Origin of the sequence: Pseudomonas sp. BW16M2, assembly GCF_014268865.1 — a bacterium.
Taxonomy (GTDB): Bacteria; Pseudomonadota; Gammaproteobacteria; order Pseudomonadales; family Pseudomonadaceae; genus Aquipseudomonas; species Aquipseudomonas peradeniyensis.
The window spans coordinates 154,807-170,153 of sequence record NZ_JABWRI010000013.1; the positions used below are offsets into that span (position 1 = coordinate 154,807).

The following is a 15,347-nucleotide window of genomic DNA, read 5'->3' on the forward strand; positions in this document are numbered from 1 at the left end:
CACATACGCCCAACACAGCTTAACAGCCGCCACCCGAACGGCTGCTTTAGCATACGCTGGATCAAACCTGGAAGATCCGTATGTCCATTCCCTGCCCTTCGCGCCTGCGCCCCTTGGCGCTGCTGGCGCTGATGACCCTTTCCCTGGCCGGTTGCAACGACGCCGCCGAACAGGAAGAACAGGCCCCGCCTTCCCAGGTCCGGGTCGAGACCCTGGCCGTGCAGCCATTGGCGATCAGCACTGAACTGAGCGGCCGCATCCTTGCGCCGCGTACCGCCGAGGTGCGCGCCCGGGTAGCCGGCGTGGTGCTCAAGCGGGTGTACCGCGAAGGCAGCGACGTGAAACAGGGCGACGTCTTGTTCCAGATCGACCCGGCGCCGTTCAAGGCCGACTTCGACAGCGCCCGCGCCACCCTGGCCAAGGCCGAGGCAACCCTGTACCAGGCCCGCCTGCAGGAACAGCGCTATCGCGAGCTGGTCGACGACAAGGCGGTCAGCCGCCAGGAGTACGACAACGCCCGCGCCGCCTTCCTCCAGGCCGACGCCGCGGTCGGCGAAGCCAAGGCGGCGCTGGAACGGGCACGCCTGAACCTGGGCTACGCCACCGTCACCGCGCCGATCTCCGGGCGCATCGGCCGCGCCCTGGTGACCGAGGGCGCGCTGGTCGGGCAGAGCGAGACCACGCCGCTGGCCACCATCCAGCAGTTGAACCCTATCCATGCCGACGTCACCCAGTCGACCCGCGAGCTCAACGCCCTGCGCCGTGCCTTGCGCGCCGGCGAACTGCGCCAGGTCGGCCAGGACCAGGTCAAGGCCACGCTGATCCAGGACGACGGCAGCGCCTACCCGCTGGCCGGCAAGCTGCTGTTCTCGGACATCAGCGTCGACCCGAGCACCAACCAGATCACCCTGCGCAGCGAGTTCCCCAACCCCGACCTCGACCTGCTGCCGGGCAGCTATGTGCGCGTGCGCCTGGACCAGGCGGTGCAGCCCCAGGGCATCAGCGTGCCGCAGCGCGCCATCCTGCGCGACAGCGCCGGCGTGCCCAAGGTGCTGCTGGTCGACCAGCAGGCGCGCATCAGCGAACGCCAGGTGGTGCTGGGCAGCGCCCAGGGTGATCGCTGGATCGTCAGCGAGGGCCTGGCCCCCGGCGATCGCGTGGTGGTCGAGGGCCTGCAACACGTCAAGGCCGGCGACCAGGTCCAGGTCGACGAGCAACCGGGCGCCTCCGCGGTCGCCCAACACACCGGCCAATGAGGGCCTGATCCATGCCGCAGTTCTTCATCGACCGCCCGGTATTCGCCTGGGTGGTCGCCCTGTTCATCCTCCTGGTCGGCGCCCTGGCCATCCCGCAGCTGCCGGTGGCCCAGTACCCCGACGTGGCGCCGCCGCAGGTGGAAATCTACGCCGTCTACCCGGGCGCCTCGGCGGCGACCATGGACGAGAGCGTGGTCAGCATCATCGAGCAGGAGCTCAACGGTGCCGACAACCTGCTCTACTTCGAGTCGCAGAGCAGCCTGGGCAGCGCCACCATCACCGCCAGCTTCCAGCCCGGCACCAACCCGGACATGGCCCAGGTCGACGTGCAGAACCGCCTCAAGGTGATCGAGTCGCGCCTGCCGCGCCCGGTGACCCAGCAAGGCCTGCAGGTGGAAAAGGTGTCCACCGGCTTCCTGCTGCTGGCCACCCTCACCTCCGAGGACGGCAGCCTCGACGAGATCGCCCTGTCGGACATCCTTGCGCGCAACGTGATGAACGAGATCCGCCGCATCAAGGGCGTCGGCAAGGCGCAGCTGTACGGCTCGGAGCGGGCCATGCGCATCTGGATCGACCCGGCCAAGCTGGTCGGTTTCAACCTCACACCCAACGACGTGGCCGAAGCCATCGCCGCGCAGAACGCCCAGGTCGCCCCCGGCAGCATCGGCGACCTGCCCAGCCGGCCGACCCAGGAGATCACCGCCAACGTGGTGGTCAAGGGCCAGCTGAGCACCCCCGAGGAGTTCGCCGCCATCGTCCTGCGCGCCAACACCGACGGCTCGACCGTCACCGTCGGTGATGTCGCCCGGGTCGAGATCGGCGCCCAGGAATACCAGTACGGCACGCGTCTGAACGGCAAGGCCACCAGCGCCTTCAGCGTCAAGCTGTCGCCCGGCGCCAACGCCATGGAAACCGCGGGCCTGGTCAAGCAGAAGCTCGACGAGCTGGCGCGCTACTTCCCGGCCGGGGTGAAGTACGACATCCCCTACGACACCTCGCCGTTCGTCAAGGTCTCGATCAAGCAGGTGATCAACACCCTGGTCGAGGCCATGGTGCTGGTGTTCGCGGTGATGTTCCTGTTCCTGCAGAACTTCCGTTACACCCTGATCCCGACCCTGGTGGTACCGGTGGCTTTGATGGGCACCTTCGCGGTGATGAACGCACTGGGCTTCTCGATCAACGTGCTGACCCTGTTCGGCATGGTGTTGGCCATCGGCATCCTGGTCGACGATGCCATCGTCGTGGTGGAGAACGTCGAGCGGATCATGGCCGAGGAAGGCCTGCCGCCGAAGGAAGCCACGCGCAAGGCCATGGGCCAGATCAGCGGCGCCATCGTCGGCATCACCCTGGTGCTGGTAGCGGTGTTCCTGCCGATGGCCTTCATGAAGGGCTCGGTGGGCGTGATCTACCAGCAGTTTTCGGTGTCGATGGCGGTGTCGATCCTGTTCTCGGCGTTCCTCGCCCTGAGCCTGACCCCGGCCCTGTGCGCCACCCTGCTCAAGCCGCTGGAAAAGGGCGAGCACCATGAGCGCAAGGGCTTCTTCGGCTGGTTCAACCGCCGCTTCGAGGGCATGAGCAACGGCTACCAGCGCTGGGTGACCCACGCCCTGGCCCGCAGCGGCCGCTACCTGCTGGTGTATGCCGCGTTGCTGGCGGTGCTCGGCTACGGCTTCAGCCAGTTGCCCACCGCCTTCCTGCCCACCGAGGACCAGGGCTACACCATCACCGACATCCAGCTGCCGCCGGGTGCCAGCCAGGCCCGTACCATCGAGGTGGCGCAGCAGATCGAGGCGCACAACGCTGAAGAACCGGGCGTGGCCAACACCACGCTGATCCTCGGTTTCAGCTTCTCCGGCAGCGGGCAGAACGCGGCGCTGGCCTTCACCACCCTGAAGGACTGGTCCGAACGCGGTGGCGACGACAGCGCGCAGTCCATCGCCGACCGCGCCACCCTGGCCTTCACCCAGCTCAAGGACGCCATCGCCTACGCGGTGCTGCCGCCGCCGGTGGACGGCCTGGGCGAGTCGACCGGCTTCGAGTTCCGCCTGCAGGACCGTGGCGGCATGGGCCACACCGCGCTCATGGAGGCCCGTGACCAACTGCTGGAGGCCACGCGCAAGAGCAAGGTGCTGGTCAACGTGCGCGAAGCCTCGCTGGCCGAAAGCCCCCAGGTGGAGTTGGAAATCGATCGTCGTCAGGCCAATGCCCTGGGCGTGTCGTTCGCCGACATCGGCGCGGTGCTCGACACCGCGGTGGGTTCCAACTACGTCAACGACTTCCCCAACCAGGGCCGCATGCAGCGGGTGGTGGTGCAGGCCGAAGGCGACCGGCGCAGCCAGGTCGAGGACCTGCTGAAGATCCACGTGCGCAACAACAGCGGCAAGATGGTGCCCCTGGGCGCCTTCGTCACGGCCCACTGGCAGTCCGGCCCGGTGCAACTGACCCGCTACAACGGCTACCCGGCGGTGTCGATCTCCGGCGAGCCGGCGGCCGGCTTCAGCTCGGGCGAGGCCATGGCCGAGGTCGAGCGCCTGGTCGCCCAGCTGCCGGCCGGCTCCGGCCTGGAATGGACCGGCCTGTCGCTGCAGGAGCGGCTGTCCGGCAGCCAGGCGCCGCTGCTGATGGCGTTGTCGCTGCTGGTGGTGTTCCTGTGCCTGGCGGCACTGTACGAAAGCTGGTCGATCCCCACCGCGGTGCTGCTGGTGGTGCCCCTGGGCGTGCTCGGCGCGGTACTCGCCGTGACCCTGCGCGGGATGCCCAACGACGTGTTCTTCAAGGTCGGCCTGATCACCTTGATCGGCCTGTCGGCAAAGAACGCCATCCTGATCATCGAGTTCGCCAAGGACCTGGTGGACCAGGGGCATGACGCGGTGGACGCGGCGATCCAGGCCGCGCGCCTGCGCCTGCGCCCGATCGTGATGACCTCGCTGGCGTTCATCCTCGGCGTGGTGCCCCTGGCCATCGCCAGCGGCGCCAGCTCGGCCAGCCAGCAGGCGATCGGTACCGGGGTGATCGGCGGCATGCTCAGCGCCACTTTCGCCGTGGTGTTCGTGCCGGTGTTCTTCGTCGTGGTGATGCGCCTGGCCGGGCGTGGCCGGACAAGGACGGCCGAAGCAGCCACCCACGAGGCCTGACTGGACAAGCCCCGCGGTAAATGGGAGGGTTCCCGGCATTGACTGCCCGGAACCCTTTTTCATGCCTGACGCCCTCCCCCCCTGTTCCATCCTCATCCTCGCCGGAGGCCGTGGCCAGCGCATGGGCGGCCGCGACAAGGGCCTGGTGGCCTGGCGCGGCGAGCCGTTGGTGGCCCATGTGCAACGTGCCGTGCGGCCGCTCAGCGATGATCTGGTGATTTCCTGCAACCGCAACCAGGCGGCCTATGCGGCGTTTGCCGACCAGCTCGTCGGCGATGCCGAAGCGGACTTTCCCGGTCCGCTGGCCGGGGTCATCAGCGGGCTCAAGGTGGCGCGGCATGAGTGGGTGGTACTGCTGGCCTGCGATGCACCGCGGATCGACCGGGCCTTGATCGAGGACCTGCTGGCCCTGGCGGTTACACACGACAGCGCGGCCATGGTGCGCCAAGGTGGGTACTGGCAGCCGATGTTCAGTGTGTTGCCGCGGCGGTTGCTGCCGCTGCTGGAGCAGGCCTGGCAGGCGGGTGAGCGGAGTTTGCAGAAGGCCTTGCTGCAGGCGAGTGTCCAGGGGCTGGAGTGTGTCGAGGACGATCCGCGATTGAGCAACTTCAACAGCCCGGATCTGCTGCAGGATTAACACCTCGATCGCGGGGCAAGCCCGCTCCCACGAAAGCCCTCTCCCGCAGAAATACGCGTGCTCCGTGGGAGCGGGCTTGCCCCGCGATTACGTCGGCCCTGCCTACCCCATTCTTAGAGGCAAAAAAAAGCCCCGGGCAAAGATCCCCCGGGGCCGAGCGGTTGGAATCCCCAACCAAAGGAGTCTTTCAGCCCTTGTCCGGCCAACCACCGCCCAGGGCACGGAACAGATCGACCAACGCCAGCTGGCGCTGGGTGCTGGCCTCGATAAAGGCCGCTTCGTTGACATAGCCGTTACGCTGCGCATCCAGGTAGCGCAGGTGGCTGTCCACGCCGCCCTCGTAGCGCGCCTTGGCCAGCGCCACGGTCGCCCGGCTGGTATCGGCCAGGGCCCGGCGCGCCGCTTCCTCGCGGCGCAGGGTGTCGGTGGCGGCCAGGGCGTCGGCGACTTCGCGGAAGGCGGTCTGGATCGTGCCCTCATAGGCCGCCACCGCCGAATCCTTGCGCGCCTCGGCCAGGCTCAGGCCGGCCTTGTTGCGCCCGGCATCGAACAGCGGCAGCGACAGCTGCGGCATGAAGCTCCAGCTGCGCGAACCACCGTCGAACAGCCCGGACATCTGTGCACTGGAAGTACCGAAGCTGCCGGTCAGGCTGATCCGCGGGAAGAACGCCGCCCGCGCCGCGCCGATATCGGCGTTACGTGCCCGCAGCCGATGTTCGGCGGCGAGAATGTCCGGGCGGCGCTCGAGCAGCGCCGACGGCGCGCCCGGAGCGATATCCTGCAGGACCAGCGGCGCCTCGCCACGCTCGGCCGGAATCGCCTTGGCCGCGTCCGCGCTGCCCAGCAGCAACACCAGGGCGTTGTAGGCCTGGCGCTGCTCGCGCACGATGCCTTCCAGCTCGGCCCGCGACTGTTCGACCAGCCCCAGCGCCTCCTGATGATCCAGCGCCGTGGCCGTGCCGGCGCCACGCCGCTGGCCGACCAGGGCCAGCGAATCCTCGCGACTGGCCAGGGTCTGGCGGGTCAGCGCCAGACGCCGCTCGGCGCCGTCCAGGGTCAGGTAGGCCTGACTCACTTCGGCGATCAGGGCAATGCGCGCGGCACGGCCAACTTCCTCGGTGGCCAGGTACTGTTCCAGGGCCGCGTCACTCAGGCTTTTCACCCGGCCAAACAGGTCAACTTCGTATTCGGGCAGCGACAGGCCCACCTGGTAAGTACTGCTGACACCCTCGCGACCGTTGCTCGACAGGTCCGCCGGCAAATGCTGGCGGTTACCCGAAGCCCCGGCATTCAAGCCCGGGACCCGGTCGGCACGCTGGATACGGTACTGGGCGCGGGCCTGCTCGATATCCAGCAGGGTCTGGCGCAGCGAGCGGTTGTTGTCCAGCGCGGTGCCCACCAGCTGGCGCAGGGACGGGTCGACGATAAACGCCTGCCAGTCCAACTGCTCCACCGCCTTGCCGTGATGGCCGGCGGCATCGCCCCACGCGGCCGCCACCGGCGCCTCGGGGCGCTGGTAGGTCGGTGCCAGGGAGCAGCCGGCCAAGGTGACGGCCAGCGCGAACGGAATTGCAAGATTGCGCATGAGCATCACTGGGTCACCTCGACAGCGTGTTGCACAGGGGCCGGCTTGCGCTTGAGCAGCTTCAGCACGAACACGAAACAGATCGGCACGAACACCACGCCCAGCAAGGTGGCGCTGAGCATGCCGCCGATCACCCCGGTACCGATGGCGCGCTGACTCGCCGCGCCGGCGCCGGTGGCAATGGCCAGCGGCACCACGCCGAGGATGAAGGCCATGGAGGTCATCACGATCGGGCGGAAACGCAAGCGTGCGGCCTCGATGGCGGCGTCGCTCAGGCTGTAGCCCTTCTCCCACAATTCCTTGGCGAACTCGACGATCAGGATGGCGTTCTTCGCCGCCAGGCCAATGATGGTGATCAGGCCGACCTTGAAATACACATCGTTGGGCAAGCCGGTGAGCATCACCGCCCACACCGCGCCCAGGGCGCCGATCGGCACGATCAGCATTACCGTCAGCGGGATCGCCCAGCTTTCGTACAGAGCCACCAGCAGCAGGAACACCACCAGGATGGCCAGGGCGAACAAGGCCGTGGCCTGGCCGCTGGAGACCTTCTCCTGGTACGACAGGCCCGTCCAGGCATAGCCGATGCCAGGCGGCAGTTCGCTGACCAGGCGTTCCATCTCGGCCATGGCCTGGCCGGTGCTGTGGCCGGGCGCGGCGTCACCGGCGATGCGGATCGATGGATAGCCGTTGTAGCGCACCAGCTGCACCGGGCCCTCTTCCCATTTCGTGGTGACGAAGGCGCTGAACGGCACCTGCTCGCCCTGGGCGTTCGGCGCATAGAGGCGCAGCACGCTTTCCGGGGTCATGCGCTCACCCTGCTCGGCCTGCACCACCACGCGCTGCTGGCGCCCGGCGTTGGTGAAGTCGTTGATCACCGCCGAACCGAAAGCGGTGGCCAGGGTGCTGTTGATGGTTTCGAAGCTCACGCCCAGGGCGCGGGCCTTCTCGCGGTCGATCTGCACGCGCAGCTGCGGCGCCTCGGCCAGGCCTTCCATCATCGCGTAGAGGATCACCGGGTTGCCGTTGGCACGGGCCAGCAGCTGGTCGCGGGCCGCCAGCAGCGCTTCGCGGCCCAGGCCACCACGGTCCATCAGGCGCAGGGCGAAACCGCCGGAGTTGCCCAGGCCGTCGATCGGCGGCGGCATGACCGCGGTGATAGCGCCGTCGCCGTTGGCGGCGAAGTGAGCGTTGATGGCGGCAGTTTCCGCCTCGGCCGATTGCTCGGGGCCGCGCAGGGACCAGTCCTTGAAGGTGGGGAACGCCAGCGCGGCGTTGTCACCCTGGCCCGAGAAGCTGAAGCCGCTGACGATGAACGAACTGGCCGTCGCCTCGCGGGACATCAGGAATTGCTCCAGCGCCTCGGCGGTGTGGTCGGTACGCACCCGGCTGGCGCCCGGCGGCAGTTGCACGTCGACAATGCTGTAGCCCAGGTCCTCCGAAGGCACGAAGGCTTCCGGCAGACGCAGATAGGAATAACCGAGCACCACCAGGATGCCGACATAGGCCAGCATCCAGCGGCCGGCGCGGGCCACCAGGGCGCTGTTCATCACCGAGTAACGCTCGGTCACGCGGGCGAAGGCGCGGTTGAAGGCACCGAAGAAACCGCCCTTCTCATGGTGACCATGGGGCACCGGCTTGAGCAGCGTGGCGCACAGCGCCGGGGTGAAGGTCAGGGCGAGGAAGCCGGAGAACAGGATCGACACCGCCAGCGACACCGAGAACTGCTGGTAGATCACCCCCACGGAACCGGACATGAACGCCAGCGGCAGGAACACCGCCGCCAAGACCATGGTGATACCGATGATCGCCCCGGACACCTGCCCCATCGCCTTGATGGTCGCGTCCACCGGCGACAGGCCCTCCTCGGCCATCAGCCGCTCGACGTTCTCCACCACCACGATGGCGTCGTCCACCAGGATGCCGATGGCCAGCACCATGCCGAACATGGTCATCATGTTCACCGAAAAGCCGAGCAGCTTCATGATCATCAGCGTGCCCAGCAGGCACACCGGCACCACGATCGACGGAATCAGGGTGTAGCGGATGTTCTGCAGGAACAGGAACATCACCAGGAACACCAGCACCATGGCTTCGATCAGGGTGTGGATCACCTTCTCGATGGCCACGTCAACGAAGCGCGAGGTGTCGTAGGGCACCGAATACTCGACGCCCTCGGGGAAGAACTGCGCAAGCTCCGCCAGGCGCTCCTTGACCAGCGTCGCGGTCTGGATGGCGTTGGCGCCGGGCGCCAGCTGCACCGCGCCGGCCACGGCCGGGTGGCCGTTCAGGCGCGAGGACAGGTTGTAGTTCTCGCTACCGATGGCCAGGCGCGCGACATCGCCCAGGCGCACGCTGGAGCCGTCCGGGTTGGCGCGCAGGACGATACCGGCGAAGGCCTCGGGAGTATCGAGGGTACCCTGCACCGCCAGGGTCGCGGTCAGCTCCTGTTCGCTGGCGCCCGGCGTGCTGCCGAAGCTGCCGGCCGGCACCTGGACGTTCTGGCCGCGGATGGCGTTGTTGACGTCATCGATGGACAGGCCATAGCCCACCAGTTTCTGCGGATCGACCCAGACCCGCATGGCCGCCTCCGAAGAGAAGAACTGCAGCTTGCCCACGCCCGGCACGCGCAGCAGTTCGTTGTTGATGTTGCGCGCGGCGTAGTCGGCCAGGGCCGTGGTGTCGCCGCGGTCGCCGGCCTTGCTGGTCAGGGCGTAGATCAGCAGGAAACCGGAGCTGGCCTGCTCCACTTTCAGGCCCTGGGTCAGCACCGCCTGGGGCATGCGCGCCTCGGCCTTCTTCAGGCGGTTCTGCACATCGACCTGGGCCATGTCCGGTTCGGTACCGGGCTCGAAGGTCACCAGCACCTCGGCGACGCCGTTGGAGTTGTTGGTGGACTCGTAGTACAGCAGGCCCTTGGCGCCGTTGAGCGACTCCTCGATGATGCTGGTTACCGACTCCACCAACACCTTGGCCGAAGCGCCCGGGTAGCTGGCGGTGATGGAAATCTGTGGCGGTGCCACGCTGGGGTACTGGGCCACCGGCAACGCCGGGATCACCAGCAGGCCGGCCAGGGAAATGAACAGCGCCACGACCCAGGCGAAGTTCGGCCGATTGATGAAGAACTTGGACATCTCGCTACCCTCGCCTTATTTCGCCGCGACCGGCTGCGCCTGCGCCGCCACCACGGGCATGCCCGGGGCCAGGCCGGCCGGGCTGCCGACGATGACCTGGTCACCGCCGCGCAGGCCTTCGACGATCTGCCAGCGCGAGCCCTGCATCACGCCGGTGCGCACGCTGCGCGCCTCGGCCAGGTTGCCGGTGCCCACCACCATCACCCGTGCCTCGCCGTCGCTGCCGCGCTGCACGGCGCGTTGCGGCACCAGGATGGCCTGCTGGTCGGTGCCCTGGGGGGTGCGCACACGCACGTACATGCCCGGCAGGAGAATGCCGTCGGCATTGTCGAAACGCCCGCGCAGGCTGACCTGGCCGGTGCCACGGTCGACCGCCACGTCGGTGAACATCAGCGCGCCTTGGCGCTGGTAGTCGGTGCCTTCGACCTGGGCGGTCAGCGCCTTGTCGTCGCCACCGGCCAACGCGCCATCCTTCAAAGCCTGGCGCAGGCGCAAGGCATCGGCGGCAGACTGGGTGAAGTCGACATAGATCGGGTCGAGCTGCTGGATACGCGCCAGCAGCGTGGCATCGCCCTGCCCCACCAGCGCGCCTTCGGTGGCCAAGGCACGGCCGATGCGCCCGGAGATCGGCGCGGTGACCGTGGCGTAACCCAGGTTCAGGCGCGCGGTCTGCACGTCGGCCTGGGCCGAACGCACGGCGGCCTGGGCGCTGCGTAGCTCGGCGGTGGCGCTGTCGAAGTCCTGCTGGCTGACCGCTTCGATCTTCACCAGCGGCTCATAGCGTTTCACCCGCGCCTGGGCTTCGTGCTGCACGGCCTGGGCCCGGGCCAGGTCGGCCTCGGCGCGGGCCAGGGCAGCCTTGAACGGCGCCGGGTCGATCTGGAACAGCACATCGCCAGCCTTGACGTCGGCACCTTCCTCGAAACGCTTGTGCAGGACGATGCCGGCCACCCGGGCACGCACCTCAGCCACCCGCATCGGCTCGACCCGACCTGGCAAGGTCGAGGCCAGGGCCAGTGGCTCGGCGGCCACGGTCACGATTTCCACCGGAAACGCCGTTTCAGCGCCGACCTGCTGTTCGTCGGCCGCCCCGCAGCCGGCCAGGGCTACTGCCACTGCCAGCCAGCTGGCCACTCCTATTGCACGCAAATTGCTCATGAACTCACCCGAGCCGTTAACTAAATTTGGCGCGAATGGTACTCACACATTCGATTTGAGTCAATTTAGTCTCATTTGAAGTTTTTGTGAAAAGTTGTAATGACCACCTCCGATCGTCGGCTCGTCGCAGTCCTAACCCATGGCGGGCGTCAAATGAAACACAACGCCTGAGGAGATCCGCCATGACCCTGCACGCCGTGGCCAGCCTCGACCAGCTCGAGGAACACCGCCCCCTGCGCGTCCAGGCCGGCACCGAGGACATCGTCCTGGTGCGCCAGGGCGAGTTGGTGAAGGCCTACCAGGCCAACTGCCCGCATGAGGGCGCGCCCCTGGAAGAAGGCGCGGTCTGTGGCGGGCTGCTGGTCTGCCCCTGGCACAAGGCCGCCTTCGCCGTGGACGAGGGCGCGGTCTGCGAGCCGCCGGCCCTGACCGGCCTGCGCCGCCATGCCGTGCAGCTCAAGGACGGCCAGGTCTGGGTCGACGACCAGCCGCTGTCCGAGACAGCGCCACCGCGCCACAGCGATGCCCGCACCTTCGTCGTGGTGGGCGCCGGCGCCGCCGGCTCGGCCGCCATTGCCACCTTGCTCGAGCATGGCTTTGCCGGGCGCCTGCTGTGGATCGACCAGGAACAGCCGAACGCCTACGATCGCACCGCCCTGAGCAAGTTCGTCATCGCCGGGCAGATGCCGGTGGACGAAGTGCCGACCCTGCTGGCCCCGGACGCCCTGCGCCGCGGCCAGCTGCAGCGCCTGCACGGCAAGGTGCGCGCCCTGGATGCCGGCAAGCGCGTGATCACCCTGGCCGACGGCCAGAAGCTGAAATACGACGCCGCCCTGCTGGCCACCGGCGGCAAGCCCAGGCGCCCCGAGCTCCCCGGCGTGCAGTTGCCCGGTATCTGCGTGCTGCGCTCGCGCACGGATGCCGCGCAACTGCTCGACCTGGCCGAGCCGGGCCAGCCGGTGGTGATCGTCGGCGATGGTTTCATCGGCCTGGAGGCCGCCAGCGCCCTGCGCAAGTACGGCCTGCAGGTGCATGTGGTCACCCGCCACGCCATCCCGCTGGCCCGGCAGTTGGGCGAGCGCATTGGCCAGACACTGCGCGAGTTGCACGAGCGCAAGGGCGTGGTGTTCCACGGACCGACCGAGGTGAGCGGCTTCGAAGGCCGGGAGCGGGTCGAGGTTGTGTTGCTGGCCAATGGCGAGCGCCTGCATACCCCGCTGGTGCTGCTCGGCACCGGCGTCAGCCCGGCCACCGGTTACCTGCACGACCTGCCCCTGGCCGAGGACCGTTCGCTGACGGTGGATGCCCATCTGCAGGCCGCCGACGGCCTGTGGGCGGCCGGCGATATCGCCACTTTCCCCCTGGCCGGCCGCCCGGTGCGCATCGAGCACTGGCGCCTGGCCCAGCAGCATGGGGTGATCGCCGCCGCCAACATGCTCGGCGAGCGCCGCCGCTACGACGACGTGCCGTTCTTCTGGACCTACCAGCACGGGCGCACCTACGAAGTGCTCGGACATGCCAGCGGCTGGAACCGCATCGAGTACGTCGGCACCCCGGAACAGGGCGACTTCATCGCCCTGCAGTGCCTGGACGACCAGGTCGAGGCGGTGATCGCCAAGGGCCACGCACGGGCCATGGCGGTGCTGTCGCAGCGGCTGAAACGGCCGCTGTCGAGCCGCGAGGCGCGTGACCTGATCGATGCCTGGCCGGATTGAAACGGCGCCCGCCGCACGCTTTCAATGCCGGGCGGAACTGTGTAAAAGAGGGAAACCCCTCTCAAGGCGTCAGAAAAGGATTATCTGCAATGATCTACCGCCCCCTCGGCCGCTCCGGCCTGCACGTCTCGGCCCTCACCCTGGGCAGCATGATGTTCGGTGAGCAGACCGGCACCGAAGACTCGCTGCGCATCATCGACAAGGCCTGGGACCAGGGCATCAATTTCGTCGACACCGCCGACGTCTACAACGGCGGCCGTTCCGAGGAGATCGTCGGCGAGGCGGTGGCGCGCAACCGCCACGACTGGATCATCGCCTCCAAGGCCGGCTACGGCCCGGCCGATGGCGTGCCGAACCGCAGCGGCCTGTCGCGCAAGCACCTGTTCAATGCCATCGAGGCCAGCCTCACGCGCCTGGGCACCGACTACCTGGACATCTACTACCTGCACCGCGAGGACCACACGGTGCCGCTGGAGGAGACCGTGCGCGCCATCGGCGACCTGCTGGCCCAGGGCAAGATCCGCTACTGGGGCGTGTCCAACTTCCGTGGCTGGCGCATCGCCGAGATCTGCAACCTGGCGGAGAAACTCGGCGTGGCCAAGCCTGTGGTCAGCCAGCCGCTGTACAACATCGTCAACCGCCAGGCCGAACCCGAGCAACTGACCGCCGCCGCCTACCATGGCCTGGGCGTGGTGCCGTTCAGCCCGCTGGCCCGCGGCGTGCTCAGCGGCAAGTACGCGCCCGGCTCGACCCCGGACCAGGGCAGCCGCGCCGGCCGCCAGGACAAGCGCATCATGGAGGTGGAATGGCGCCAGGAGTCGCTGGCCATCGCCCAGAAGATCCATGCCTACACCGAGGCCAAGGGCGTGGGCATCGTCGAGTTCGCCATCGCCTGGGTGCTGAACAACCGCCTGGTCAGCTCGGCCATTGTCGGACCACGCACCGAGGCGCAGTGGGACACCTATGCCGGCGCGCTGGAGGTGAAGATCACGGCGGAGGACGAAGCGTTCATCGACTCGCTGGTGACACCCGGCCATGCCTCGACGCCCGGGTTCAACGATGTGGCGCACTTCGTCAGCGGGCGCCTGCCACGCTGACGCCCAGGTCTAGGTCTAGGTCTAGGTCTAGGTCTAGGTCTAGGGCGTAGAGCATGGAACGTGGGAGCGGGCTTGCCCCGCGATGAAGGTTGCGCAATGCCTGGCACCCGCTTCGCGGGACCAGTCGCATCGGCGCACCGCCGCTCCCACGCTGTCCCCAGCAGATCGACAGCTCATGTGCCCCCATGGCGGCCCGCCCCGATTGCTGGCATTGTTCGACTTTCCCCGCGCAAAGGACGCGCTCCCATGGCCCTGCACCTCTGGTTGACCTTCTCCTTCGCCTACCTGCTCACTTCGCTGATCCCCGGCCCCAACGTCCTGCTGACCGTGCGCAACGCCTTGCGCTATGGCCCTTCCGGCATGGGCATGACCCTGTTCGGCAACCTCACCGCGCAACTGCTGACCATCACCGCCGTGGCCATGGGCGTGGGCGCCCTGTTGATCTCGCTGCCCACGGCGTTCCTGGTGCTGAAGCTGGCCGGCGCCGGCTACCTGATCTACCTCGGCCTGCGCCAGTTGCTGGGTAAAGGAGGCCCCGCCGCCCCTGCGGCCCAGGTGGTCGCGACGCCACCCCAGACGCAATGGCGGATCGCCGTGGAGGCCTTCCTGGTCTCGGTGAGCAATCCCAAGACCCTGGTGTTCTTCTGCGCCTTCCTGCCGCAGTTCCTCGAGCCCGGGCGGCCGATCTTCGGCCAGTTCGCGGCGATGTACCTGAGCGGCGCACTGATCGTCTGCCTGGTGCATTCCTTCTACTGTTTCACCGCCTGGCGCTTCGGCCTGCGCCTGAAGGCTTCGCCCCTGGCCGCCTGGTTCAAGCGCGCCACCGGCGCGCTGTTCATCGGCCTGGGCGTGCGCCTGCTCAACACCCGGGCAGTGTGACGCTCACCTGCTCCCTCGCAAGGCCTGGGTGGTGATTCAGGACTGCCCCAGGTTGAGCACCAGCGCGATGAACGCCTGCTCGTCGAGCCACTCGTCCTCATGCAGGTCGATGGCCCGGCGGGTGTCGCCCTTGAGACTGGCATTGAGCAGCCCGGCCTGGTGGATCAGCGCCCTGAGCCGGGCCAGGCGCAGACCACGCCAGTCGGCAAGGCTGGCGATGCGGGCATCGATCTGCTCGCGGGCTTCGGGCATGGGGGCATCCTCAGGCAGGTTCTCCCAAGAACTGTAAGCAAATGCTGCCAAATAGCCCTGAAAGGGAAAATCAGAGAAACGTCCTACGCGGATTTGGGAAGCCCTGTCGACCACCCAGAATCCGTTCCTCGCTAGTGTTTCAGGTCTGCGTCACCGTCGCTCTGCCTGAGGCTCTCAACGCCTTCATGCAGCAGTAACCGACGGGGGCATTCCGCAACAGCCAGGCAACGGCGAGCACTGTCTCGTTCATGGACAGCCGTATCCGAAGGACCTCTCATGCCCAATCAATCCAACCTGAGCTACCGCTTCGAGCCCCTGGCCAGCCAGGACCCGTTCGAGGTGGTCTCCTTCACCCTCGACGAAGCCCTCAGCACCCCGTTCAGGCTGGTGCTCGAACTGGTCAGCTACGAAGACAACGTCGATTTCGCCCACCTGCTCGACAAGCCCGCGCTGTTCACCATCCTGCGCGGCCAGCGCCCGATGCGCTACGTACACGGCCT

The 15,347-nt window shown here is 67.7% G+C and carries 10 protein-coding genes and 1 pseudogene; 7 read left to right on the top strand and 4 right to left on the bottom strand.

From position 1 onward, the window contains the following. Window positions 1-80: 80 nt before the first annotated feature. The 3 genes from HU735_RS14300 to mobA all read left to right on the top strand — a co-directional run bounded on the left by HU735_RS14300 (window position 81) and on the right by mobA (window position 5,027). Entirely contained in the window at window positions 81-1,256 is a 1,176-nt protein-coding gene (locus HU735_RS14300) for an efflux RND transporter periplasmic adaptor subunit (RefSeq protein ID WP_186714024.1), read from the top strand. Between the two features lie 11 nt (window positions 1,257-1,267). After that, window positions 1,268-4,390: an efflux RND transporter permease subunit gene (locus tag HU735_RS14305; protein ID WP_186714025.1), complete on the top strand. Its 3,123-nt coding sequence runs from the start codon at window positions 1,268-1,270 to the stop codon at window positions 4,388-4,390. 61 nt (window positions 4,391-4,451) lie between these two features. Continuing rightward, window positions 4,452-5,027: a molybdenum cofactor guanylyltransferase MobA gene (gene mobA / locus HU735_RS14310; protein ID WP_186714026.1), complete on the top strand. Its 576-nt coding sequence runs from the start codon at window positions 4,452-4,454 to the stop codon at window positions 5,025-5,027. Window positions 5,028-5,214: 187 nt separating this feature from the next. On the opposite strand, the gene HU735_RS14315 is transcribed toward mobA, so the two are convergent. From HU735_RS14315 to HU735_RS14325, 3 genes are read right to left on the bottom strand one after another with little or no spacing between them, the layout of a single operon-like run. Beyond that, the gene (locus tag HU735_RS14315; RefSeq protein ID WP_186714027.1) at window positions 5,215-6,618 is read right to left on the bottom strand and encodes an efflux transporter outer membrane subunit; all 1,404 of its coding nucleotides are present in this window, start codon (window positions 6,616-6,618) and stop codon (window positions 5,215-5,217) included. Then, a complete protein-coding gene (locus tag HU735_RS14320) occupies window positions 6,618-9,746 on the bottom strand; it encodes an efflux RND transporter permease subunit (RefSeq protein WP_186714028.1) in 3,129 nt (1,042 codons plus the stop codon). The genes HU735_RS14315 and HU735_RS14320 overlap by 1 nt, the downstream gene beginning before the upstream one ends. 15 nt (window positions 9,747-9,761) lie before the next feature. Continuing rightward, the gene (locus tag HU735_RS14325) at window positions 9,762-10,904 is read right to left on the bottom strand and encodes a MexC family multidrug efflux RND transporter periplasmic adaptor subunit (RefSeq protein WP_186714029.1); all 1,143 of its coding nucleotides are present in this window, start codon (window positions 10,902-10,904) and stop codon (window positions 9,762-9,764) included. A 182-nt stretch (window positions 10,905-11,086) separates the two neighbouring features. Between HU735_RS14325 and HU735_RS14330 the strand changes: the two genes are divergently transcribed. The 3 genes from HU735_RS14330 (at window position 11,087) to HU735_RS14340 (ending at window position 14,595) form a co-directional block, all read left to right on the top strand. Next, window positions 11,087-12,619 (top strand): FAD-dependent oxidoreductase, encoded by a 1,533-nt coding sequence (locus HU735_RS14330; RefSeq protein ID WP_186714030.1) that lies wholly within the window; start codon window positions 11,087-11,089, stop codon window positions 12,617-12,619. An 89-nt stretch (window positions 12,620-12,708) separates the two neighbouring features. Beyond that, on the top strand, window positions 12,709-13,716 hold the full coding sequence (locus tag HU735_RS14335; RefSeq protein ID WP_186714031.1) for an aldo/keto reductase: 1,008 nt from the start codon (window positions 12,709-12,711) through the stop codon (window positions 13,714-13,716). 246 nt (window positions 13,717-13,962) lie between these two features. Further along, the gene (locus HU735_RS14340) at window positions 13,963-14,595 is read left to right on the top strand and encodes a LysE family translocator (protein ID WP_186714032.1); all 633 of its coding nucleotides are present in this window, start codon (window positions 13,963-13,965) and stop codon (window positions 14,593-14,595) included. Window positions 14,596-14,631: 36 nt separating this feature from the next. Here the strand turns inward: HU735_RS14340 and HU735_RS14345 are convergent, their stop codons facing one another. Further along, complete coding sequence (locus tag HU735_RS14345) at window positions 14,632-14,847, bottom strand: hypothetical protein (protein ID WP_186714033.1); 216 nt, start codon at window positions 14,845-14,847, stop codon at window positions 14,632-14,634. A 276-nt stretch (window positions 14,848-15,123) separates the two neighbouring features. Between HU735_RS14345 and HU735_RS14350 the strand changes: the two are divergent. Beyond that, window positions 15,124-15,347: pseudogene (locus HU735_RS14350) on the top strand (type VI secretion system tip protein VgrG); the annotation flags it as partial.

Bases quoted from the DNA above. Each gene is read 5' to 3' on its own strand.
- HU735_RS14300 (WP_186714024.1), top strand. From the start codon at position 81: ATGTCCATTCCCTGCCCTTCGCGCCTGCGCCCCTTGGCGCTGCTGGCG.
- HU735_RS14305 (WP_186714025.1), top strand. From the start codon at position 1,268: ATGCCGCAGTTCTTCATCGACCGCCCGGTATTCGCCTGGGTGGTCGCC.
- mobA (WP_186714026.1), top strand. From the start codon at position 4,452: ATGCCTGACGCCCTCCCCCCCTGTTCCATCCTCATCCTCGCCGGAGGC.
- HU735_RS14315 (WP_186714027.1), bottom strand. From the start codon at position 6,618: ATGCTCATGCGCAATCTTGCAATTCCGTTCGCGCTGGCCGTCACCTTG.
- HU735_RS14320 (WP_186714028.1), bottom strand. From the start codon at position 9,746: ATGTCCAAGTTCTTCATCAATCGGCCGAACTTCGCCTGGGTCGTGGCG.
- HU735_RS14325 (WP_186714029.1), bottom strand. From the start codon at position 10,904: ATGAGCAATTTGCGTGCAATAGGAGTGGCCAGCTGGCTGGCAGTGGCA.
- HU735_RS14330 (WP_186714030.1), top strand. From the start codon at position 11,087: ATGACCCTGCACGCCGTGGCCAGCCTCGACCAGCTCGAGGAACACCGC.
- HU735_RS14335 (WP_186714031.1), top strand. From the start codon at position 12,709: ATGATCTACCGCCCCCTCGGCCGCTCCGGCCTGCACGTCTCGGCCCTC.
- HU735_RS14340 (WP_186714032.1), top strand. From the start codon at position 13,963: ATGGCCCTGCACCTCTGGTTGACCTTCTCCTTCGCCTACCTGCTCACT.
- HU735_RS14345 (WP_186714033.1), bottom strand. From the start codon at position 14,847: ATGCCCGAAGCCCGCGAGCAGATCGATGCCCGCATCGCCAGCCTTGCC.